General features: G+C 65.0%; 19 protein-coding genes. 12 read left to right on the top strand and 7 right to left on the bottom strand.

Annotated features, from left to right (window positions below; genetic code table 11):
• Positions 1-1020: 1020 nt before the first annotated feature.
• From BM396_RS03930 to BM396_RS03920, 3 genes are read left to right on the top strand one after another with little or no spacing between them, the layout of a single operon-like run.
• Positions 1021-1941 (top strand): restriction endonuclease, encoded by a 921-nt coding sequence (locus tag BM396_RS03930; RefSeq protein WP_043378421.1) that lies wholly within the window; start codon positions 1021-1023, stop codon positions 1939-1941.
• A 53-nt stretch (positions 1942-1994) separates the two neighbouring features.
• Positions 1995-3779, top strand: a complete 1785-nt coding sequence (locus BM396_RS03925; protein ID WP_043378416.1) for an ATP-dependent nuclease — start codon at positions 1995-1997, stop codon at positions 3777-3779.
• Complete coding sequence (locus BM396_RS03920) at positions 3745-5574, top strand: ATP-dependent helicase (protein ID WP_043378413.1); 1830 nt, start codon at positions 3745-3747, stop codon at positions 5572-5574. Before BM396_RS03925 ends, BM396_RS03920 begins: the two co-directional genes overlap by 35 nt.
• 326 nt (positions 5575-5900) lie before the next feature.
• Here BM396_RS03920 and BM396_RS03915 read toward each other — a convergent pair whose 3' ends face one another.
• Together BM396_RS03915 and BM396_RS32625 are read right to left on the bottom strand one after the other, a co-directional pair.
• Positions 5901-6305, bottom strand: a complete 405-nt coding sequence (locus BM396_RS03915; protein WP_230365904.1) for a TetR/AcrR family transcriptional regulator C-terminal domain-containing protein — start codon at positions 6303-6305, stop codon at positions 5901-5903.
• 509 nt (positions 6306-6814) lie between these two features.
• Positions 6815-7123: a helix-turn-helix domain-containing protein gene (locus tag BM396_RS32625; RefSeq protein ID WP_081948539.1), complete on the bottom strand. Its 309-nt coding sequence runs from the start codon at positions 7121-7123 to the stop codon at positions 6815-6817.
• A gap of 139 nt (positions 7124-7262) precedes the next feature.
• On the opposite strand from BM396_RS32625, the gene BM396_RS32620 reads away from it, so the two are divergent.
• From BM396_RS32620 to BM396_RS03880, 8 genes are all read left to right on the top strand, one after another.
• Positions 7263-7805 carry a hypothetical protein gene (locus BM396_RS32620; RefSeq protein ID WP_158713261.1) on the top strand — a complete coding sequence of 181 codons (543 nt, stop codon included), beginning with the start codon at positions 7263-7265 and terminating at the stop codon, positions 7803-7805.
• A 163-nt stretch (positions 7806-7968) separates the two neighbouring features.
• Positions 7969-8703: a hypothetical protein gene (locus BM396_RS32085; protein ID WP_043378406.1), complete on the top strand. Its 735-nt coding sequence runs from the start codon at positions 7969-7971 to the stop codon at positions 8701-8703.
• Positions 8700-10745: an AAA family ATPase gene (locus BM396_RS03905; protein ID WP_051975897.1), complete on the top strand. Its 2046-nt coding sequence runs from the start codon at positions 8700-8702 to the stop codon at positions 10743-10745. Before BM396_RS32085 ends, BM396_RS03905 begins: the two co-directional genes overlap by 4 nt.
• A gap of 272 nt (positions 10746-11017) precedes the next feature.
• Entirely contained in the window at positions 11018-11785 is a 768-nt protein-coding gene (locus tag BM396_RS03900) for a GIY-YIG nuclease family protein (protein ID WP_139239451.1), read from the top strand.
• Positions 11786-11951: 166 nt separating this feature from the next.
• Positions 11952-12254 (top strand): hypothetical protein, encoded by a 303-nt coding sequence (locus BM396_RS32080; RefSeq protein WP_139239450.1) that lies wholly within the window; start codon positions 11952-11954, stop codon positions 12252-12254.
• Positions 12255-12415: 161 nt separating this feature from the next.
• Positions 12416-13822, top strand: a complete 1407-nt coding sequence (locus tag BM396_RS03890; protein ID WP_081948537.1) for a tyrosine-type recombinase/integrase — start codon at positions 12416-12418, stop codon at positions 13820-13822.
• Positions 13819-14574, top strand: coding sequence for a tyrosine-type recombinase/integrase (locus BM396_RS03885; protein ID WP_158713260.1), 756 nt, complete (start codon positions 13819-13821; stop codon positions 14572-14574). Before BM396_RS03890 ends, BM396_RS03885 begins: the two co-directional genes overlap by 4 nt.
• 328 nt (positions 14575-14902) lie before the next feature.
• Positions 14903-15223, top strand: a complete 321-nt coding sequence (locus tag BM396_RS03880; RefSeq protein ID WP_081948535.1) for a DUF6634 family protein — start codon at positions 14903-14905, stop codon at positions 15221-15223.
• A gap of 1417 nt (positions 15224-16640) precedes the next feature.
• Here BM396_RS03880 and BM396_RS03875 read toward each other — a convergent pair.
• Entirely contained in the window at positions 16641-17027 is a 387-nt protein-coding gene (locus BM396_RS03875) for an SPW repeat domain-containing protein (RefSeq protein WP_043378397.1), read from the bottom strand.
• 107 nt (positions 17028-17134) lie between these two features.
• Positions 17135-17680, bottom strand: a complete 546-nt coding sequence (locus tag BM396_RS03870) for a carboxymuconolactone decarboxylase family protein (RefSeq protein WP_043378394.1) — start codon at positions 17678-17680, stop codon at positions 17135-17137.
• Positions 17681-17776: 96 nt separating this feature from the next.
• On the opposite strand from BM396_RS03870, the gene BM396_RS03865 reads away from it, so the two are divergent.
• Positions 17777-18595 (top strand): helix-turn-helix transcriptional regulator, encoded by an 819-nt coding sequence (locus tag BM396_RS03865; RefSeq protein ID WP_043378391.1) that lies wholly within the window; start codon positions 17777-17779, stop codon positions 18593-18595.
• A 205-nt stretch (positions 18596-18800) separates the two neighbouring features.
• Here BM396_RS03865 and BM396_RS03860 read toward each other — a convergent pair whose 3' ends face one another.
• The 3 genes from BM396_RS03860 to BM396_RS32615 form a co-directional block, all read right to left on the bottom strand.
• Positions 18801-19355 carry a GNAT family N-acetyltransferase gene (locus BM396_RS03860; protein WP_051975895.1) on the bottom strand — a complete coding sequence of 185 codons (555 nt, stop codon included), beginning with the start codon at positions 19353-19355 and terminating at the stop codon, positions 18801-18803.
• A 599-nt stretch (positions 19356-19954) separates the two neighbouring features.
• Entirely contained in the window at positions 19955-20626 is a 672-nt protein-coding gene (locus tag BM396_RS03850; protein WP_081948533.1) for a TetR/AcrR family transcriptional regulator, read from the bottom strand.
• A 333-nt stretch (positions 20627-20959) separates the two neighbouring features.
• A complete protein-coding gene (locus BM396_RS32615) occupies positions 20960-21460 on the bottom strand; it encodes a hypothetical protein (protein WP_043378388.1) in 501 nt (166 codons plus the stop codon).
• Positions 21461-21627 lie beyond the last annotated feature (167 nt).

The following is a 21627-nucleotide window of genomic DNA, read 5'->3' as shown; positions in this document are numbered from 1 at the left end:
GAGGCAGGGAAGGTCAGGCGAGAGGTATGGCGCAACGGTCAGAAGACGGGGTCGGGAAAACCAGTGAACGTCCAAGCGCCTCGAGCGCGCCAAAGCGACTTGGACCCGATCCGCGATCTCCATACAGGCCAGCAGCCGTGAGGATGGCTGCATCGAAAGGCCGGACACACGGAAGCACCTGAACCTGCGCGCACAGATCTCTCAAACACCCCCTTGAATCCGATGGGGCGTCCACACACGGACGTTCAGGCGCATCTTGCCAACTCGCGTAGCCGGCGCATCCAGCGAGTTCGTTGGCGCAGTATGCTAGTTTGTCGCCGCGAGGTCGGGTCCATTGTGATGAGGCGCTGGCACACGAGATCGAAGTGGCAGGTGTCGCGAACTCCGAGCTGCATTGGCCGTATAGCGCGAACTGAACACCTTTCGTCATCGGTGCGGGCCGAATTCGGAGCCTGTGCCACTCCGCCGTGTCTCGCGATTTCTGCCCCCTCATCGCGAGACGTCGGGCAGGGACCGGGCCGGAAATCTTTTCGGAGGCTGACAGCGCCCGGTCCGTTGTCGGATTTTGACAATCCGCTTTCCCGACTTCCGCTGGTAGCCGGGCCGGCCGATGAACTGCGCGGTACCGAACGCGTGGCCCTGCCGCTCGCGCGATCTCATGCGAGGCGAGGCAGTCCGAAGGCAGGTTCGGAGCGGCTCATGCATTCCACGCAGAAATCCGGAGAGCGGTAGAACGCGCCTCGCTCGACCAGGCTTCCGGGATGTACGTCGGAGCGGGCGCCGCCCGTCGGGAGGCGGAAGCGACACTCCTTGTGCACCGCTCGCGTCGGAGGCTCGCTTCGGGGTCTCGAACCCTTTGCGCCGCAAGCTCGTCAGGTTACGCGGTGTGCCACCCGAATCCGCGTCTGCGGCCGAAGCGCGTCGCCCGGCCGTTCGCACAGGCTCGGACGCAGCAAGGAGGTCCCGCGAACAGCGCGGAACGGAGCAGGGCTGCACACGAACATGCGGATAGTCGAACGGATGGAGCAGCTTCGACCAATCGAACTAATTCTCGTCGACGAGCTGTTCGGCATGAGCTCGGGCTACGTGGTTGATTTTACCAACAACACTTTCGCGGATTTCTTCAACCGGGAGGTCGGGGTCGATATCGATGATGGCGCCTACGCGATCTATGGCGGCAGCAAGGGTAAACGCCTCCGCGCATTCTTGACGGTCGGGCAACCGCGGGCGATCGTAAGAGCACTGGCCGCGTTATGGGAATACTGTGAGACGAAGCGAGTCGCTAGCCAGCAGATCGAGATGGCCGTCGATGCACATCGGCGTCTAAGCCTAATCGTGGAGCGATTGGGCGGACCTCTACTTCCAGATTACGAAATCGTTCGGAGCGGCGTCGATCCGAATCCGCCGAACACTCGGAAAGCACTACGTTCGAACGAGCAGGAGTTGCGACGACTTGAGGAGCGCTTTCTTGCTCTTCACGAATTGTCGGATGATCCTCAGGCCCGAGGGCGCCATTTCGAGCGGCTACTTACGGACCTCTACAACGCATGGGACATGGATGCGCGCGGAGGTTTCACCGTTGTCGGCGAGCAGATCGACGGTTCGTTCCAGTTGAATGGCAACACGTATCTGCTCGAGGCGAAGTGGCACCGCGTGAAGACCGACGCCAGTACTTTGCGCGGTTTTCAAGGTAAGGTGAACGAACGTCCGAAATGGACGCGCGGTCTTTTCGTTAGCTTCGCGGGATTCACCGAAGTCGGTCTGCAGGCGTTCACAGTCAGGAAGATCATTCTCGCAGACGGAATGGATATCTACGAAGCGCTGGCCCGGCGCCTCTCGATCCCGGATATCATCGCAGCAAAGATCAGGCACGCGTCGGAAACCCGAAGGTATTTCAAGCGGGTCCGTGGTCTTTTCCTATTGTGGAAGCGACTGCTCTAGGTTACTGATCTTACTCTTGAATTATTTCACTTTAGAGAATCGGATCTAAGCGGATGCTGTTGAGTAATTTCAGCATAAGAAATTTCAGAAATTTTCTACAGGTCGATATCCCTCTCTCGGGAAACATCGTTATCCTGGGGGAAAACCGCATCGGAAAGAGCAATCTCCTGTTCGCGATACGCTTGGTTCTCGATCCTACGCTTCCGGACTCGGCGCGTCAGCTCAAGATGTCGGACTTCTGGGATGGTGCGGCGCCCGACTACGGCAGTCCGATCGAAATCCATCTGGATTTCGCGGAATTCACGACCGATTTCGGTCTGCTCGCCTTATTGACGGAGTATCGTGTCGCCGGCGATCCGACGATTGCGCGACTCAGCTACATCTTCCGGAAGAAGGCCGACGTCGCTGGAATTCCGCAGTCGAGCGACGACTTCGAATTTGTCGTGTTCGGCGGCGGCGAGGAGTCCCGGCCGGTGCCCAGCAAGGTTCGACGCCGGATCGCAATCGACGTGCTCGACGCGTTGCGCGATGCCGAAGGGCATCTCGGCACATGGAGAGGTTCGCCACTGCGCCCCCTTCTTGAGGACGCGATTTCGAGCGTGACCCGCGAGGATCTCGCCGCGGTCGCGGCCGATCTCGACAAGGCCACGAAGACGCTGGAGGCGTTTCCGACGATCAAGGTGCTGGAGAACGAGCTGCGCGCCGGCATCCTTCATCTCTCCGGCGAAGCGCATGATATCGATCCACGTCTGGGATTCGCGCCGTCCGACCCGCTGCGACTGTTCCGGGCGATCGCGATGTTCATCGACGGCGGCAAGCGCGGCATCGCGGAGGCGAGTCTTGGATCAGCCAACGTCGCCCTGCTGGCGTTGAAGCTGGCCGAATTCGCATGGCGCCGGAGGAAGAACGAGCGCAACTTCTCCCTGCTGTGCATCGAGGAACCGGAGGCGCACCTTCACCCGCAGCTGCAGCGGTCCGTCTTCAAGAAGCTGTTCGCTTCTGCGGATGCCGCACAGGCATTGATCGTCACCAGCCATTCCCCGACGCTCGCCGCGGTCACGCCGCTGCGGTCGATCATCCAGCTGAAAGGACGGAACCGGTCGACGCAGGCATTCTCCCTTGCCAACCTGCCGGTGACGTCCGACGAGTTGGACGATCTCGAGAACTACCTCGATGCCACGCGAGCGGAGCTGCTCTTCGCCCGCGGCGTGATATTCGTCGAAGGCGACGCCGAGGAGGCGCTGGTTCCCGTGTTCGCCTCGGCTCTCGGACAAGTATTGGATGATCTCGGCATCACGGTGTGCAACGTCGCCGGCACGAACTTCGGTCCATACGTCAAGCTCGCCGAAGCTCTGGGCATGCCCTACGCGGTGATTACCGACTGGGATCCTTTGGATGGTGCCAAACAACCGCTCGGAAAAAAGCGTGTGATCGATCTCTGGAGCGATGTGCTGAAGGTGCGTGGGCAGCCGCCCATCCATCCCGCGCAGCGGACAGCGTGGGAGGCGCTCCAGTTCGTGTCGTTCGCATCGACCTGGGCCGGTGCCGGCATCTTTCTCAACGAGCAGACATTTGAAGTCTCCGTCGCGAATACGCCGTCGCTGCTGAAGCCTCTCCTCGACATCCTCGATGAGCAGGGCTTCGGATCCACCCGAAGCACCCGCATAGCGAACTGGAGGGCAGGCTCGGCCCCCGTCGACGCGTCGCAGCTGCTGGCCATGGTGGCGGACATCGGTAAAGGCCGGCTGAGCGCGAAGCTCGCGAAAAAGGCGGTTGGTCTGGCTCCACCCGACTACATCACCGATGCAATCCGCTTCGTGGCCGGCCGTGTCCAGTAGTCGGTTGCTTCTTCAGGCGCTCGAGGAACTCGCCGCGAATCCGGAGCAGTCGGCGGCCGTACGCGAGACCGGGCATTGCGTGGTGCTGGCGGGCCCAGGCAGCGGAAAGACCAAGACGCTGACTACCGCAATGGCGCGCGCGCTGGCGGAGGACGTGGTTGAACCACGCGGCGTGGCATGCATCACCTACAACAACGAATGCGCGATTGAGCTCGAAATGCGGCTGGCGCGCCTCGGCATGGAAGCTGGCGACCGCGTCTTCGTCGGTACGGTTCACGGCTTTGCGCTTAGCCAGGTGATCGCGCCGTACGCCCGATGCGTGCCGATCGGACTGCCCGCCGATTTCCGGGTCGCGAAGCGCGCCGAGATGCGCGCGTCGGTGGAAGCCGCCTACGCGGTCGCGATCGCCGGCACGGACGACCCTCATCGCCGATGGAGCTTCGCCTCGGAGAAGCGTCGTCGGGACGTGGATCGCACCCGACCGGAGTGGCGGGGACGCAATCCGGAGCTCGCGATGTTCATCGAAGCATACGAGTTCAAGCTTCGGCAGCAAGGCTTGATCGATTTCGATGACATGCCACTACTGGCCTATCGCATGATCAAGGAGCATGACTGGATACGCGACGCGCTTCGCGCCCGCTTTCCCATCCTGTTCGTCGACGAATATCAGGATCTCGGCCATGCACTGCACGAGCTCGTTCTCCTGTCGTGCTTCGGCGGAGGCATCCGATTGTTCGCGGTCGGCGACGCGGACCAGTCGATATATGGTTTCACGGGAGCGAACCCGGAACTGCTCGAGGGCCTGACCGAACGACCGGATGTGCGAACGATCAGATTGCGCTTCAACTATCGGTCCGGCAGGAAGATCGTCCGCGCCTCCCTAGGCGCGTTGGGCGAGGAGCGCGATTACCGGGAACGTGCAGGCGCGCCCGAAGGCGAGCTCACCTTCTGGTCGACGACCCAGGGCCTCGATATGCAAGCGCGGGCGATCGCCGAGACGGTTGTTCCCAAGCTCGTGGAAAAAGGCATTCCGCTCGACGAAATCGCCGTGCTGTACCGAGCCGCATACCTCGGCGACAAAGTCGCGGACGCCCTGAAGCAAGCCGACATTCCCTTCGTGCGGACGGATGGAAATGCGCTCGTACGACGTAGCTCGCGTCTCGCTCGCTTCATCGAGGACTGTGCGCGCTGGGTCGTCGGGGGCTGGCGGGATGCGGACCCGCGATACAGTCGTCTGATCTATCGAGCATCGCTGCTCGTCTTCGGCAGGCACGCCACCGCCGATGAAGAGCGATTTCTGTCGGAGCAACTCATCGGCTTCCTTCAATCGACGATAGGACATGTCGACGGCACGCATGCTTGGCTGCAACGCTTCGATCGCGAGCTGATATCCTCTTGGCGGTCAATTGGCCGTAATTCGGAGCAGGAGTGGGATGTCTGCGTCGAGATGATCGCCAACACCGATCCGGCTTCGAGTCTCGATATGCCGCTCGGCCATTTCGCCGGCCGCGTGGGCGGAACCGGTCGCGTCAATCTGAGCACGTTGCACAGCGTCAAGGGAAGGGAGTTCGATGCCGTAGTCATGTATGGCGTGAATGCACGAGACTTTCCCAGTGAACGCGACAAAAGGACCGCCGGAGCCCTGCGTGAGACTCGCCGCCTGTTCTATGTGGGAGTTACCCGACCACGGAAAGAGCTTGGGTTGATATTTCAAGAAAATCAACAATCACCCTGGGTGAACGAACTATACCAGAGGAGTAAAGCCGATGACTCGGACGCGGGAGTTGGTCTCTGAAGGATCTGACGAATTGTACCGGTCCTCACCGTTCCGATCGGCTGTCTGGATTCCTGCCGAAAGCATGAGCTGCACCGGACCGGCCTCCGGATTGTCTCGCCGCGCCTGAGGCCGCGCGAGCAACGGGCAACGAACTCCGCCGACAGCCCAGACCTCGACCGCGCCGCGTACCCTGCATGCCGCCCCGCGTGCAGAGGCCGAGATCACCACGAACGCCGACCTTTAACGTTTGTCGACACGGCTCGGGTCGATTTGTTCGCGCGAAGCTTGAAACCCGTCGATACGGGCTGGCGGTCAGATCGGAACCGGCTCACGAACGCGACTGTTCACGTCGGTTCCGCCTGGGACGGAACTCCGGCTCGTCGCGGCCGTCCCTGTCGCTGCGGGCGAACGCCCGCGAGAAAGAGCGCGACGGCTGCCCGACAGCGCTTCTCCTGCGCCTCCGGGTCGCCCTGGATGCCGTACAGCGCCTGCTTGGAACTGCGTCCGGGCACAAGGTTGAGGAACAGGTCCGCGGCGATCTCGACGTCGTCGACGGCGATCTGGCCCCGTGCGGCCATGACCTCCAGGAGCGGTGCAACCGCGCGCACGCCACCCAACCATCCTTCCTCGTAGGCGAGCCGCGCGAGGTTGGGAAACTGCAGCGCTTGCGCGACGATGTAGTGCGTGAGCGTGGCCGATCCTGGATCCTGGCTGCAGGCGAGCAGGAACCGGCTCAATTTGTCCAGCACAGCCTTCGCCTCCTGCGGTGCCGCCTTGAGAGCCTGCACTTCGGCCGCAGACGCGATACTTCGGCCTCAAAGGAACATAGCGTTTTCTTTCATATTCACTTTCCGATGCTCGCCGCGGCGGTTGCCCAGCCGGCACGAAATGCGCGGCGTTGATCGGCCGCCGCGCGCGGGATCATGGACGTCCTGCCGTCCTGCACGCACGAAGTCGCCTCCGGTTTATGAAAGGATCGGAGTTGGCCCACAGCGGCGCTGCCCCAGCGTGCGTGCGGATGGGCGGAGGCTCACCGGAGGATCAAAGCGGCGGCTCTCGGCGAATGCCGCCCCCATCCGGAGCTCGCTCGGGGCCCCGCGCGCCCGCCAACCGCGAGGCGGGCACGGTACGAGGGATGTCGTCTGGGGCTGCACCTCAGGCCGAAGCTCCTCGACTGGCCGCTCGCGCAGCCTCAGGCGACACGAGACAGTTCAGAGAGCGGTGAGAAAATTCCGGTGCATTCCACACCGAAATCACCTCAGCCCTTCATCTCGTCGAACCGCGGCTTCGATCCGTGGGCGAACTTCGAAGTTTTGAAAAGCTTGATGCCGACACCGTCGGCGTCGGCGTTCCGGAATTCTATGCCGCCGGCCGAAAGCGTGGCAACCAAACGCTCGAGGGTTTCGGGCTTCGGTGTGCTGGTACCGAGTTCCAGTCCGGCGATACTTCTCTTGGCGACGCCGGAGCGGACGGCGAGCTCCTTCTGTGTCCAGCCGAGCATCGCCCTGGCGCCTCGGATCTGCGAAGCTTCCACTTTGGCCGCGGAAGATACTTGACGCGGACGCATCTCTGGTGCAGCCTGCGAATCGCTGGAAGACGGAGCCGGAACGCCAATTGCGGAAGGCGTCTGTCCAGAAGACCTGATCTTTGGCCGACCTGCAAGTCCGTCGAAATGGGTCCACGCCGTTGCTACGGCGATTCCTTCGATGCTTGTCGAAGACGACGCGCTTCCTTGGCGCCGCAGGCGAGAGGAAGCGACGGCACCCCGAAACTTGGCAGCCTTGTTCCTCCGCTCCTTCGGCGGATCGGGAGATTGTGCCATGTCGAAGTCGTACACCGGATCTGGTGACGCCATCGTCGGCGGCATCCATGACAGCCTGTGTCGCAGCATCCGCATCGCGGGCGAGCGCATCCGATTGGCCCGCGAACTCGAGATCGTCGCGAGATCGCGCGACGACGTCCTGTCCGTCCTTCCCAGGGGGTTGGAGGACATCCAATCCTACAGGAAGCTCGCCGACCACGGCTTGGCGCACGCAACAGTCCGGCGCGCCCAAGGAACTGTGATCGTCCTGGCGGCGGCCGGTCGCGTCTGGCGGCGGCCGGATCTGAGACGTCGGCTGATCGCGGTCAAGCGCGACGCCCGCCGTATCGGCCGACGCGTCGTGCTCGTCACGGGAAGGGGCTTGCTCCGCTTGGCCGGGTGCAGACGCGACCCGCGAAGCCTCTCGCCGTCCCGTTCCCTGGACTGACCCTTTCGTCGTCCTTCGAGCGGCTTGCTTCGATCCTGGCGCGCGAACGCTATCGAACCTTTCCGGACCCGACAGGTGCCTCATGCGGAACGAGAACGTCGTCGTGTTCCCGACCGGACGACCGATGCCACGACTCACGAACGACCGAGGAAGAGTCGCGACCATGGCACGGAAGCTGGCGTCCGCACTTCGGCGCCGGCAGTCCGTATCCGGGCGCCAGCCTCTCTCCATCGAACTTCGCGATCTGACCGGCGTGGCCGACGAGACGGTGGACATGTTGTCGGCTCTCGCCCGAAGCCGGGTCCTCACGCCTGCCACGGCGGCGAGACTAGCGATGCGTCATGCTTTCGAGATCGGGCGCCCCTGGTCGGAAGCCGCCGGTGCGCACGACGCGCGGCCTCACGGCCAGCGATTCATTTTCGCCGGTGACGTGTTCGGGCGCTTCGCGATCAGAATCGAGGACCGGGCGAGCTGTGCCTGGGTGGCTCGGAGCGGGTTCGCCGATCTCGACCTGCTGTGCGGTCTGTGCCCTCCAGAAAGCGGTACGCTTCAGCTGGTGCACAGCCTGGATCCGAACGGCCGTCCTACGATCGATGTGAGCATGGCACGACTTCGGCTCGACGATCAGAGGCGCGCAGACCACGGACAGGATCCATCCGAGAAGCGGCAGGTTGTTTGGGTGGGCGGGCTGCCTCTCTCGGCACAGCGCCGGGCCCTGGCCGTCGCCGGCATCGAGGACGCGCTGCGGCACGGCGGAACGCAGGTTCGAACCGCCGCGCCGTGGTCATGCAACTTTCCAGCCGGGGAGGTGGAGCGCGCACGCGAAGCCCGCCGTCACCTCTTTCTCATCGGAATCGCGTGTCCCGGACTCGTCGGAACGACCGGGGGAACGAGATGAGCGGCCAGGGTCCGATCCCGTCCCTCGGCCGTTCGAAGGGCACGCAGCGGCCCGCGGAAGGCGGGCCGACGACAAGCGTCGCCTTCGCGGAAGATCGCCCGTCAGGCATCCTCGCGATGCTTCGGCTTCTCGACTCTAGCCGTCGAGCGGTCGATGTCGACCCGGACGAGGCCGAGCCGGGTGCCTCTTCGTCCCACCTACCCGACGACCCGGCCGAAATCGCAGCGGCGATCCTGTTCGGTCGCGCCATCGAGCGGGACCCCGCGATACTGGATCGGATCCGGGAGCGCTCGCCGGTACTCATCGTGGATTGCCCCGACGACAGCTGGCTCGAACCGATGACGAACGTCCTCGTACGAGGTTTCGGGTCCGGATCCACGCTATGGAAGCGAACGCCCGGCATGCAGCGAAGTGCCGGCCAGGCGGTGGTCGTGAAGGGGCGGTCCGACGACGTTCGGATCAGAGCCGAGACGCCGGGCGTCGACGTCGGACGAGCGTTTCGGAACTTCCAAGCCTTGATCTGCGTCGCGGCCCCCGGCCGATCACGGCTGCCCTTCGAAGTGGAACGATCGTGGGAGGAGCGGATCCCGCTCGGCCCGCTCGAGCCCGACGATTTGACCATGATTGCAGCCCGGATCGTCGGGTCGGATCCGAAGACGACCGTTCCTGCTTCGATCGCGGCGCGGGTCGACGCGACGGATCTCCGGATCGCGCTGCATGCCTCCCGGGGAGCGGACGGGTCCATCGACCGGCTCAGGGCGATCGTGGAACGCAGAGTTTCGAAGCCGCCGGCCGCTCCTACGCCGCGTCTGTCGCATCTATCGGGTTACGGCGCTGCGGCCGAATGGGGGATCGCTGCAGCGGCAGATCTGGCGGCGTTCGGCAGAGGTGAGCTGCCCTGGGCGGATTGCGAGCCCGGTGCGCTACTGAGCGGCCCGCCGGGCGTCGGCAAGACCATTTTCGCATCGGCACTGGCGAGAGAAGCGGATGTACCTTTCATCGCAGGTTCGTTGGCACAGTGGCAGGCGGAAGGCGAAGCGCACCTTGGGACCACGCTAAAGGCGATGATCGGCTTCTTCCGCGAGGCGCGAAAAATGGCGCCTTGCGTCGCGCTCGTCGACGAGCTCGACTCTTTCGGAGATCGCCGCAAACTCGCGGATTACAACCGCAGCTACGGGGTCCAGGTCATCAACGGCTTCCTGGAATGTCTCGACGGCGATGGCGGCCGGGCCGGCGTGCTGATGATCGGCGCGACCAACGACGCCACTCAGATCGATCCCGCGATCCTGAGAGCGGGACGATTCGATCGGGTGATCGCGATCGCCCGGCCCGCCCTCGAGGAACTGCCCGCCATCCTGCGCCACCATCTCGGATCGGATCTCGTCGCCTCCGATCTTCGGCCCATTGCCCGAAAGGCGTTGGGCGGAACCGGCGCCGACTGCGCCGCCTGGGTGCGGCGCGCCAGAGGCCGGGCCCGCCGCGCCGGACGGCCTCTCGTCGAGAACGATATCCTCGTGGAGATCGCAGGCTCAGCCGGACGCGCACGAGTCGAGGACGAGAGACGGGTGGCGATCCACGAATGCGGGCATGCCGTAGCCGCGCGGTCGCTCGGCCTGTCGATCGGCGATCTGGTCCTGCGCTCGCCCGGACACGGGGGGGGCGGCTACATGGGCTTTGCGCCCCCCGGGGTCGTGACCCGACACGTGCTCCGGAACATGCTCATCGTTCTCATGGCGGGACGTGCGGCCGAGATACTCGCGTTCGGCGACCCTTCCGCCGGAGCCGAGGCGGATCTCCTCGCCGCAACGACGCTCGCGCGCGACATGCACGTCCGCTGGGGTTTGGACCGGCGGCTGTCGGCGGATGGCGGACGCATGGTCGACCCTGCGGTGGGGACTCTCGTCGAGAGGGCGCTGCGGTCGGCGGCGAAGTCCGCGCTGGCCCTCCTGGGGACCCGACGTGAACGACTCCTGGAACTGGCCGAGATGCTCGAATCGCGAAGGTCGCTCGCCTCGGTCGAAGTCGAGGAGTTTCTCCGCTGACGTTCCGATGATCGGCGACGCGACCCGCCGGTCCTCGATGCGGTCGACGACCGGAGGTGCGTCGCCGACCGGTCGGTCCTTCCGATCCAAGTAGCGCGATCGTCGCGACGAACCGATCGCGACTCCCAACATGATGTGCAGGAGGAATCGCGATGCTGGAGAAACGTCCGCGTCCGTTCCGAGGAATGATGGCCGGCACACGGGACGAAGGGTACGTCTCACTCGAGTTCGTCTCATCGGGCGTCGCGCTCCATGCATGTCCGATATGGTCGATGGATCGTCTGCTGGACCTTCCTGCAATGCTTGGTCCCGGCTTGTACATCCTGGTCGGGATGCCGGCACCGCAATCGACGAAGCTCAGAGCTGTAGTCGGCGAATCGGGCATGCTTCAAGAGCGTCTCGCCGCACACGCCGCTGACCCGACGCTCGATTTCGTTTGGGACGCGTGCGTCGCGACCGGGCCGCGCATCATGAACGAGACCGTTCGACTGATCCTCCAGCGCGCGTTCGTCGACGAGATCGCCAACCATGGTTTCGCGACGATTGCGAACAGGCAGGACGCGGAGAGGTTCACGGCCACGGAACACGACATCGCCACGGCGGCGCAGGTGACCGAAGATCTACGCCCGCTCCTCGACATGGCGATGCCGGGACTCGTCGCGGCGGTCGAACCGGTGAAGGCGCCGATCGGCGCGCGTGTGGTCATGGCCCCGCGCGGCCTCGATCCCCTCGGTCTCGTCCGAACCACACATACGATGCGTTGGCGGGGCGCGCTGGCGACCGCGACGATGCGCGGCGGTGAAACCGTGCTTCTGCCCGGCTCGCGGATCGTCGCGGACGTATGCGCGAACACGCAGTGGTTGCGGGAGAAGCGGATCGAACTGATCGGATCCGGCGTCCTCGTGCCCGGCGACGACGCGCGGTACCTCACCGTCGCCGCCTTCGTCACTTTCCGCAGCGCACGCGAAGCGACCGCCTTCGTCACCGGCGGGGCGTCCGCGTCCGCGCGTCTCACCTGGATGCCGATCGATGAACTCTGAAGCTCCCGGCCCGGATCCGGACGCGTTCGGAGGCGACCGGCCTCGGGCCGCAGACCGCGGCCAGCGGCATGAGCGTCCAAGCCGCGGCCGGATCGACGACCGTGCGGATCCTCTTCGACGCCTCGTCGGAAGGCCGGCGGTCGATCAATGGGCCGACGACGAGATCGTGACCCTCGAAGAGGCGCGCGCTCTGTTCTTCCCGAACGGCCCGCTGACGGTCAAATCGCTTCGTTCGGCGGTCCGTCTCGGTCAACTCGCATCCGCTTCGATCGCAGGCAGGCTCTACACGACGCCTTCGGCGGTCCGCTCGCTTCTCGAGCCGCAGCTTCGTCGGGATGCGAAGGACACGTGCGGATCGGCCGAAAGCATGGACGACCGAAGGAGCCCGCGATCGGATCGAGAGGCGGAGGTGCCGTCCGTCGCCCGCCGCCGGGGTCGCAAGCCGAAGCTGCTCCATCGATCCTGGTAAGTCGCGCTGAATCTCTACCGCCGGCTTTTAGAAGTGAGACTATGGTCTCATCAACCAGACTCCAAAGCGAGGTCCGGCGGAGGGAATAGAAGATCTTCCCGTTAACATCTCGAGAACGACTGCACCTTGATGTTCCGCTGACCGAAGCAAGGGATCGGGCCATGGCTGGAAGAAGGAAACAGGCGGGTGCGCGGCTCTGGTTGCGCAAGCGCGACGAACAGGATTCTTCAACGTGGATGTGGTATATCATCGACGGAAAAAATCAGCTCAGTCTGGGCCTGTTCTGGGATCCGCATGACCCCGACGGTACGAAGGCTGATCTTCTGCTTTCCGAGTACAAGGTGGACAAAGCGAAAGGGCCGCGAACGGCGGCGGCGCCATCCAATGCGGATGAGATTCCCCTCGACGACATCCTCGACCACATGGAGGCGTCCAACCCTGAAAAGGCGGGCGCGACGGATGCAGAGATCCGCAATCGCACGAACCTCCTGTTCTGCATTTCCGAACTTCGAAAATACTGGAGCGGAAAGTACCTGTCCGATGTCACGGCGCAATCCAGTGTTGAATACCGCAACATCAGAACGGGTGTGCGCTGGAAGAATCAGACGAAGGAGTCCGATTCTTCCAAGATCCGCGTAACCGGAACACAGTCGGCTCGCAGAGAGCTCGAGGTTTTGAACTCGGCGATCCAGCGCTATGCGCGCGAGAAGAACCTAACCGCGATCAGACAGGCCGAGCTTCCGCCGAAAGCTCAGCCTAGGGACGAGTGGTTGACCTACGACGAGGTCGCCCGCCTCCTCCTAGCGTGCCGTGGGCGTCGTTGGGATCCCGAGGCGGACGACTGGATTCGCGACGCTCGCGGCCGTCTCGTCATCAAGGATCCCTACACACGGCGCCGACGTGCCGGGATCGCCCGTTTCATATTGCTGGCAGCTTGGACCGGAACACGGCACGACTCGGTGCTCCGATTGCGCTGGAAGAAAAACGACTCGGCCGGATACGTTTCAGGCGATCTGAGGACATTGTTTCGCAGAGGTGATCGCGAGGCCGATACCTCGAAAAGCCGCAATCCTTGCAGAATCCCAACATCGCTTCAGGCACATATACGTCGTTGGCAGGAGAACGACGACAAGCGCGATCTTCTGAACATCGTCCATCAGCAAAATGGTACAGGTTACAATGCGTACATTCAAATAACCTTCAAGCAGATCGTCAAAGACGCCGGACTGGACCCCGAGCGCATCACCCCTCATACTCTCCGGCACACTTGCGCGCACTGGATGAAAAACGAGGGGGTGCCGATCTGGGTTGCGGCGGACTACCTCTCGATGACGGTGGAAACTCTCGAGAACGTCTACGGTTCGCATACGCTCGACTCCCACGAGTTGGTCGTGGACGCATTCGCTCATCGAAAGCGGCAGGTGTCGCCGGACCGCCGGAGCAATGCATCCGCAGCTCCCGTCACATTACGGGTGCCGAGCGACCCCGGCAGATCCAATGGTCGTGGTGACAGATGGACGCGCGATTGGCGCATGTCCAAGCGACCGAACCGGCGACGTACGCCATGATCCCGTCGTTCGCGGCTCTGCCGTTCGACAGGGCGACCGCTCTGGCGCTGATCGATCCTGTCGTCCATGCACGACCGGACGTTCCTCCCTCAGCGCAACGCTGTCTTGCGGCTGCTCTGGCCGTCTCCATAGGAACAGGGGCAGGACCGGACGAGCTATGCGCCGTCCACCCTCACGATCTCGGGACAGAAGCCGGCATCGCGACGATCGTGGTCGGTGCGCGCCGCTCGATCCACGGCCGGGACGCCGCCAGAACGGTTCCGCTGCTCAAGCCCGTCCGGAACGTTCTGGAAGCGTACATGCGCGACCGCCGGAAATATGCGACCGGCGGGAACGGCCTGTTCATGTTGTCGGCGAAGCAACCACTTGGCGCGGCCGATCTCAGGACTGCGATCGCGCGCTGCGCTCGGGACAGGTCGCTCGGAAAGGGTGCGCAGATCCGGTCGGCGCGGCTCACCTTCGCCGCGGCACTCATGCGGGCCCAGGCGACCGAGGATCTCGTCGCCTACCTGACTGCGCGCGGCGGACGGGCCCGACGCTCGAGAGAGGAGTTCTATCTGCGGCAGAGGTCGCCGCACTTCGTACTGCGCCTGCTCAATCGGCATCACGTCTTCGGCGCCCGTTACGACGAAGTCGCAGGTTCGGCGGCGGCTCGGTCGGTCGGCGAAGCTCCGGTATCTCGGTCCGGGGACGATCCGGATTCCGTTCCGGCTCCCGGGCTGTCGACCTGGAAGGTCGGGACTCAACGATGAAAGGCGATCTCCGGCGAGGCGGTCGGTTTCGAAGCCGCCCGGAAGTCCGTGTCGCCGAAGGCGATCGGCAGTCGCACGCCGGGATCCGGCGCTGGCTTCGGACGGGACCGCTCGGTGACGTCGTTCGAGCCGCGATCAAAGGAATCGCGCCCGTGCGAGTTTCGGGCGCGCGCGGGAGGATCGGGGCCCAGTTGCCGCACGACCCGTCCCGACGACGGCCGACGATGGCCGATGTCGCATCGCCGCGTTCGGAGGCGCGATCCTGCCGACCTCGATGCGCTCTGTCGCCCCCCATCCGACCACGGTGTCGGAACGAAGGACATCGATCATGTCGGTCCTGCACAAGGGTCCTGGCCCTTTTCCCGAACTCGCCCGCATCGCTGCCCGCCATCGTCGGTTGGCGGAGGATCTCGAACGCATCGCCGGCGGCCACCATCCCGGTGCCGACGATTTGAGGGATGCGCCACTCCTGATGGAATGGAGGCTTCGCTTGGCTCCCGCGCCACACCTCGTCGGCATCGTGCTCGGTCATCCTGTCATACCGGACGGAGAACTCTGCAGAACCAGCGAACTGTTCACGCTCGAACCGGACTTGGGTTACGCGCGCACGAGGTCGAGGTTCTACAGGCTGGGAGAAAGGGCCAACTGAACTCCGCTAGGCGGCGCGACGATCGTGGCTGCAGGTCGCTCCTGGCCGGTTCTCCTGCCGGCCTTGCCGGCGGCTTCCGGAAGCCGGCTGTTTGCATCTCGGGTCGGACGCCTGGGGATCCCGATTCCCTTCTCCGTGCGGGCCCACGTCGCCTGCGAACGCGTGGGCAGCCCAGCGTGGTCGGCTCGGCCGAGACCGTTGCCGATCGGAAGCCGGACGGCGCCGCGCCCGGCACCCGCCGCCGAATCGCGAATTGCGCGAACGAGGCTCCGGGCACGACGTCCGACGCGAAGTGGCGATTGCTGCCGCATAGAATGGCCGGCGCTTCATGAGGCTTCGATGGTTCCGTCGCGGATGAGATACGGGGAGGCGGCGCACGCTCAGGTTGGGCGCCCCGTCCGATCGGGCCGCATGGGGCTTAAGTGCCGTCGCCCGTCCGCCCGGCCGCGCCACTCCTTCGGATCGCGCGGCCGGACGTCGATCGGACGCGGGCCGAGGTTGCCGGCCCGCGTACGCACGAACGGGGCATCCAATTGCCAAAACCATTGCCAAAACCCATTTTTCGGCTCGGTTCCGCTCTGCGTGATCGCGATCTACCTCATGGGGCCAACCTCGCTCGACTCCGGCGCCGCACATCGCGGCCCCGCCTGGAGCGGCGGTCGAAGTGCGGCCTCCGCTCCTTCCGGTTCCTTCCGGTGCCCTCCCGTGCCACGGTATCGATTGCCTGGCAATGGATTGCCCTGTTCCTTTTGGCCGTCCAGACCTGATGGAACGGTGCACCAAACCCGCCGGCCTCGGCCCGATGCACGATCGCGCAATAGTCTCGGTCGATCGTTCCTTTGTGACGGCCGCGAAGTCTGCCTCCGAACGTACTACCTCAGATTGCGGAGCGCCCGAATGAGGGCGCGAGGTCGGAAGCGGATCGAGTGCCGGAAGTTCGGCATTTAGCTTCGCGTTCGGCGTACCGTCGTCCGATGAAGTTCTCGTGGAAGGGACATGGTGGCTTCCGAGTAAGGTCGCTCTCCGGCGCGGCTACCGGCCGGAAATCAATGCTTGGTATCCGTAGCGAGGGGCTGCTTCCGACCAGGCTTTCGGATGGTCTGATTGCCGGCAATCTGATTGGCGCCGGGACGACCGAGAATGGCCGAAAGCCGCTGATCCGCTTTGCCGTAAGTACGCCGGAGAAGCGGGCAGTCGGGCGCCTGCACCCGCTTGCACGATCGACAGCGGATCCCCGCGGTATGTGCAGCACAAAGACAACGCACCGACGCGCCTCGATGAGCCGCGCGTCCATGGTGGTCGTCATGTCCGGCTCCTCTCCGCCTGCGCATCGGCCTAACCCACCGGAGGATGATCCAGGCGAATGAAATGGCGGCCGAGCCTGCGTCCAGCCGCCTCAGGACTGGTCATCCGGAGCTCAAGCGTCGGCGAGAACCGGAGCGCGGTCCTCGGTCTCGGGCGCGTTCAGGACGAACGTCACCAGCAGCACCGCCGCGCCATTCGCCCAGTAGTAGATCGCGTCGAGGCCCTCGAAGCCAAGCACGAACGGCGCGACGATGAAGGTGGCGCCGACCAAGCGATCGACCGCCACATGCAGCCAGTAGGGCAGCACGCGGATGACGCCGGTCTTGTGGTCAGTGAGGAAGGTCAGCGCGAAAGCGGCGACGCCAGTCGCGACCGACAGCCACAGCGCCAGCGGGTTGGTCTTGCCCAGTCCCAGCAGGAACGGGGTGATTATCAGGCTCAGCGCCACCGGATAGTCGAGGTAAGCGTGGACGGTCTTGGTGACGAAACGGAAGTTCATGACACTCTCCTGTTGGCTTTGCGAACGCTCGTCATGGCGAGGCCGCAGTTGATGGACGTCGAGGGAGTCGGACGCGGCGGCTAGTAAGACGCCGCGTCCGCCGTGGGTCAGGCCGCCAGCGCGACGTCGACCTTGGGGAAGTCGATGTCGGTCAGCGCGACGTTGTTGGTGAAGTTGGTGAGGACATTGATCGCCACATTGGCGATCACCTCGACGAGCCGGCCATCGTCGAGGCCGGCCGAACGGGCGGCGGCGATGTCGGCGTCGCTCACGTGGCCCTTCGCCTCCGCCACGCGCTGGGCGAAGGCGGCGACCGCGTTGTCGAGCGCGTCCTGCGCCTTGCCGTGGCGGGCGGCATGGACGCCTTCGGGCGTCAGGCCCGCGCCCTTGCCCATCAGCGTGTGGGCGGACAGGCAGTAGTGGCAGCCGTTGGCCTGTGCGACGGCAAGCGCGATGATCTCGCGCTGCTTGGCCGTCAGCGCGCCCTTGGCGAGCGCGTCGGAGAAGCCGAGATAGCCGTTCAGCACGGCGGGCGACTGCGCGAAGGTGGTGAACAGGTTCGGCACCATGCCGATCTTGGCCTTCACGGCCGAGAGCGTCGCCTGGACTTCGGCGGCGGCATGGGCGGTGTCGATGGGAGCGATACGGGGCATCGGCGAGATCCTCGTCTTGGTTTGTGCGGCTTGCACGCCCGCTCTATGCCGAACGACGCGGTAGCGTAGGTCCCGAGAACGTTGCCGATCGTCCCGATGGATCACCTCGCCGCCCTCTTCGCCCACGCCACGCCCACCGCGCGGACCTTCTTCACGGGCAACCTATGCCAGGCGGTAGAATTCGCCGAAGGCGGCCATCTGCACTTCCTCAACGCCGGCACGCTGACGCTCGCGCAACGTGGCGAGCCCGACCTTATGCTCTCAGAGCCGACGCTGCTGTTCTTCCCGCGCAGCCGCACCCACCGCTTTCTCGTCGACCCCGAGCGTGGCGCCGACCTTGCCTGCGCTGCCGTCGACCTCGGCGGCGAAGCGGGTAGCCCGATCGGCGAGGGGCTGCCGGCGTTCGTGGTGCTGCCGCTCGCCAGCCATCCCGCGCTCGGGCCGACCTGCGACCTGATCGTCGACGAGGCCTTCGCGGAGGGCGACGGCCGGCAGACGGCGCTCGACCGGCTGTTCGATTACCTGCTGATACTGATCGTGCGGCACGTGGTGAGGAGCGGTCTCGTCGACGGCGGCGTCCTCGCGGGGCTCGCCGACACCCGGCTGGCGCGTGCGCTCACCGCGCTGCACGAGGCGCCGGGCAAGCCTTGGTCGCTCGAGAACCTCGCCGAGGTGGCCGGCATGTCGCGCACCCGTTTCGCGGAGCGCTTCCGCGTCGTTGTCGGCCGGACACCGATCGACTATCTCACGCTCTGGCGGATGACAGTGGCGCGCCAGCGCCTCGCCAAGGGCAAGTCTGTCAAGAGCGTGGCCGCGGAGGTCGGCTACGACAGCCCCGCTGCGTTTTCGCGGGTGTTCTCCCGCATCGTCGGGCACTCACCGCGCGAACAACAGGACAGCGCATCTCCTGAGTAAGCCTGCTTTGATGCATCCGCCCTCCGGGAGCGGTCGGGCGGAAATCCACCCGTCCAAGGCGTTCAGCTACCCCTTGACGTCAGCAGGAGCTGGCCGATTCGGTCCGCCCGCTTCGGAGAAGGGCCGCCGGAACAGCGAACGCTCCGCTTCCGACCCAAGTCAGGCGAACACGCCGCCGCCCATTGAGCGCCGTTGCGTCTGAGGGTCAGCCCGCCCGCGTGATCGGCCGGGCGAAACGTTGCTCCAGCACCTCTACCCCCCATTGCTGTCCGGGCCGCTCCTCTACAAGCCGGAAGCCGTGCGACTCGTACAGGTGACGGGCGGCATGTAGGCCCTGGAACGTCCAAAGGTGGACGGCGTCGAAGGCCCGCAGCTCGCAGAAGCCCACAGCGGCGGTCAACAGCCTTCTGCCGACGCCGCCACCGCGCAATCCGTCATCGACGATGAACCAGCGCAGATGCGCGATGCCCGCGCCGATGTCCTCGCCGTCGATGGCCACCGTGCCGACGATCTGCCCCCGGCGAACCGCGAGCCAGAGGCCGTTGCAGGGATGATCGAGTCGATCTGCGAAATCGGCCAGACCTGCGGCGATGCGTGCCTCGAACGCGCGTCCGAACCCCGCAATCCTCGCGTAGTGCTGGGCGTGCATCTCCGTGCAGCGCGCGAGAGCACCGCTCTGGTAGCCGGCCACGAGGGTCACTTCGGGCGGATGCGTCGAGACCTCGGGCGCCCCATCCGTCTGTCGCAGATCGTGCGTCATCGTTCAGCTTAGTCCCCCGGGCGGTGCGCCGACATCATGTTATCCAACCCTCGCCATTCCTGGTCTGGAGTCCTCCGCGACCCGACCGATCCGCCTGTCATGGGTGAAGGCATCCGATGAACGAACAACCGCGCCGGCGCTTCTCGGCGGTCTCCCGAGCCTGCGGGCTGGATCGTCCAATAACGCCGTGCTCTTGGCTGTGGCCCAACCAGGCGATCACGGCTTGAGCCGCCGGGCGCCGGCAGATCGATCGAGATTGCGGCGCAAGAAGCGGGATGCGCGACCCCGTGGACGCGGTGCAGACCGGATGGCCTTCCGCGACTGAACCGTCCCGCCAAGTCCACTTCCGTGAACCGCAGCATGACCGCGTCCGAGCAGACGATTCTGCTCGCCCTATCCGTACGTTGGGGCGGATCGTTCTTCCTCACGCGCGTCGCGCTCTCGGTGCTGCCGCCGACGACCCGCTCCGCCCGAGGCGGGAACCTCCGGCCGAGCCGTTGCGGAGAACGGCGGCTGCGCCTTTCTCGTATGCCATCGTGAACCCCGATCGTTGCTGTGGCTGCATTCTCCGGGACCTGGTCGCGCAATGCCGGTGCTGCTCAGCCGCGCGTCCTGGCCTGCTCGCCGAATCGGGGCGATGCCGTCATCCGGGGGAAGGCGCGCTCGACGATGTCACCCACGCGGTCGGGCGCGCAGATCGGTCCGAGCACCTCACGATAGAGCGGATCGGAGATCACCGTGGCCGACCCGACCAGGGTCGCCACGAACTGGAACATCAGGAGGTCGAGGTCCACCTCGACCATCCATCCTGCGGCCTGCGCCTGCCGCAAAGTTGCCCTCTGCTTCTCGGCGAACCGCATCATCTTGGCCTTAAGGCCCGGGCTCGCGCATCGGACGACCTCCGGGTTCCGGACCGCGTTGTAGTGTGCGGGGTGTTCGTTGGCCCATTGCAGATAGGCGCTGGCGAGCGAGCGAAGCTGTTCGACCGGATCACCGCCCGATGCGGCCATCGCCGACTCAGTCGCCGCGATCAGCCTGTCCACGCCGTCCTCCGCCAGCGCGGCGAGGAGGTCCGTCCGGGTCTGGAAGTGTCTGCCGGGTGCAGCGTGCGAGACGCCGAGGTCGCGGGCGAGCGCCCGCAGACTCAGCGCCTCGATTCCCTCCGCACCTATCACCTCGGCCGCCCGTTCGAGCAGCGCATCGCGCAGGTTACCGTGATGGTAACGCCGCGCGCCGGATGGGCAGCAGGATTCGCGATCCAATGTTGACACAGCCTACAAAGGCTCCCAGTTGTGTGTTGTCGCTGACAACATAGCGGGTCGCGGCGCCGTGGCAATGATCCGAGGAGATCATCGTGTCGTCCCTTCCTCAAAGCACCGAAGTCCTTATCTGCGGCGCCGGCCCCGTTGGCCTCACGCTCGCTCTCGGCCTCGCGAAGAGGGGGCGTCAGGAGCATCGTCGTCGATCAGAAGCGGGAGCTGGACACTCACTCCCGCGCAATCGCGCTGTTTCCACGGACGCTGGAAATCTTTCGGTCGCTCGGCGTGGTCGAGGATTTGATCGTCAGCGGCGAGCAGTCGTCCCACCTCCGGCTGCGCCGCGCGTCAGACCGCAAGACCCTCATCGACTTCGACTTCGGAACCTACGACCCGATCACGCAGTGTAACTACTTGCTCGCCATCCCTCAGAACCGCACGGAGCGCGTCCTCTTCGAGCACGCCCAGCGCAACGACAGGATCGAGCTGCGTATGGGATGCTCGTTCGTTCGATTCGAGGACGATGAGGCCGGCGGGTGCGTGCATGTTCGTCTTCGCGAAGGGGAAGGCGTCGAGAGCGTCGTCGAGGCGCGATTCCTCGTGGGGGCGGACGGTTCCCACAGCAGCGTTCGGCAGCAGCTCGGCTGGGAGTTGCAGGGTAAGACCTACGCGACTCGAGCCGTCCTTGCCGATGTCGAGGTGAGCGAGGAGGCGGACACCGCGGACGGGTGGCTCGCCGAGCCCGATCGCCCGTCGCTCCTTATGTCGATCCGGTATGCGCCGCGGATATGGCGCTTGATCGAGCAGGGCATTCCCGACACGCTGACGGACGCCGAGCTCGCCGATCACGCGCGAGAGCTGACAGAGGTTCTGTTCGGCGAGGGGGCCTGGCGGAAGACGGTGTGGACCTCGGCCTACCGCAAGCACGAGCGCGTGGCGCCTCATTTCCGGAGCGGGCGCGTGCTGCTGGCGGGGGACGCCGCGCACCTCAACAGCCCGGCCGGCGGGCAAGGTCT

The sequence above is a fragment of the Methylobacterium sp. UNCCL125 genome (assembly GCF_900116795.1).
Taxonomy (GTDB): Bacteria; Pseudomonadota; Alphaproteobacteria; order Rhizobiales; family Beijerinckiaceae; genus Methylobacterium; species Methylobacterium fujisawaense.
Note: the sequence above shows the minus strand (reverse complement) of the source record. Positions and strands in the feature narration are given on the sequence as shown.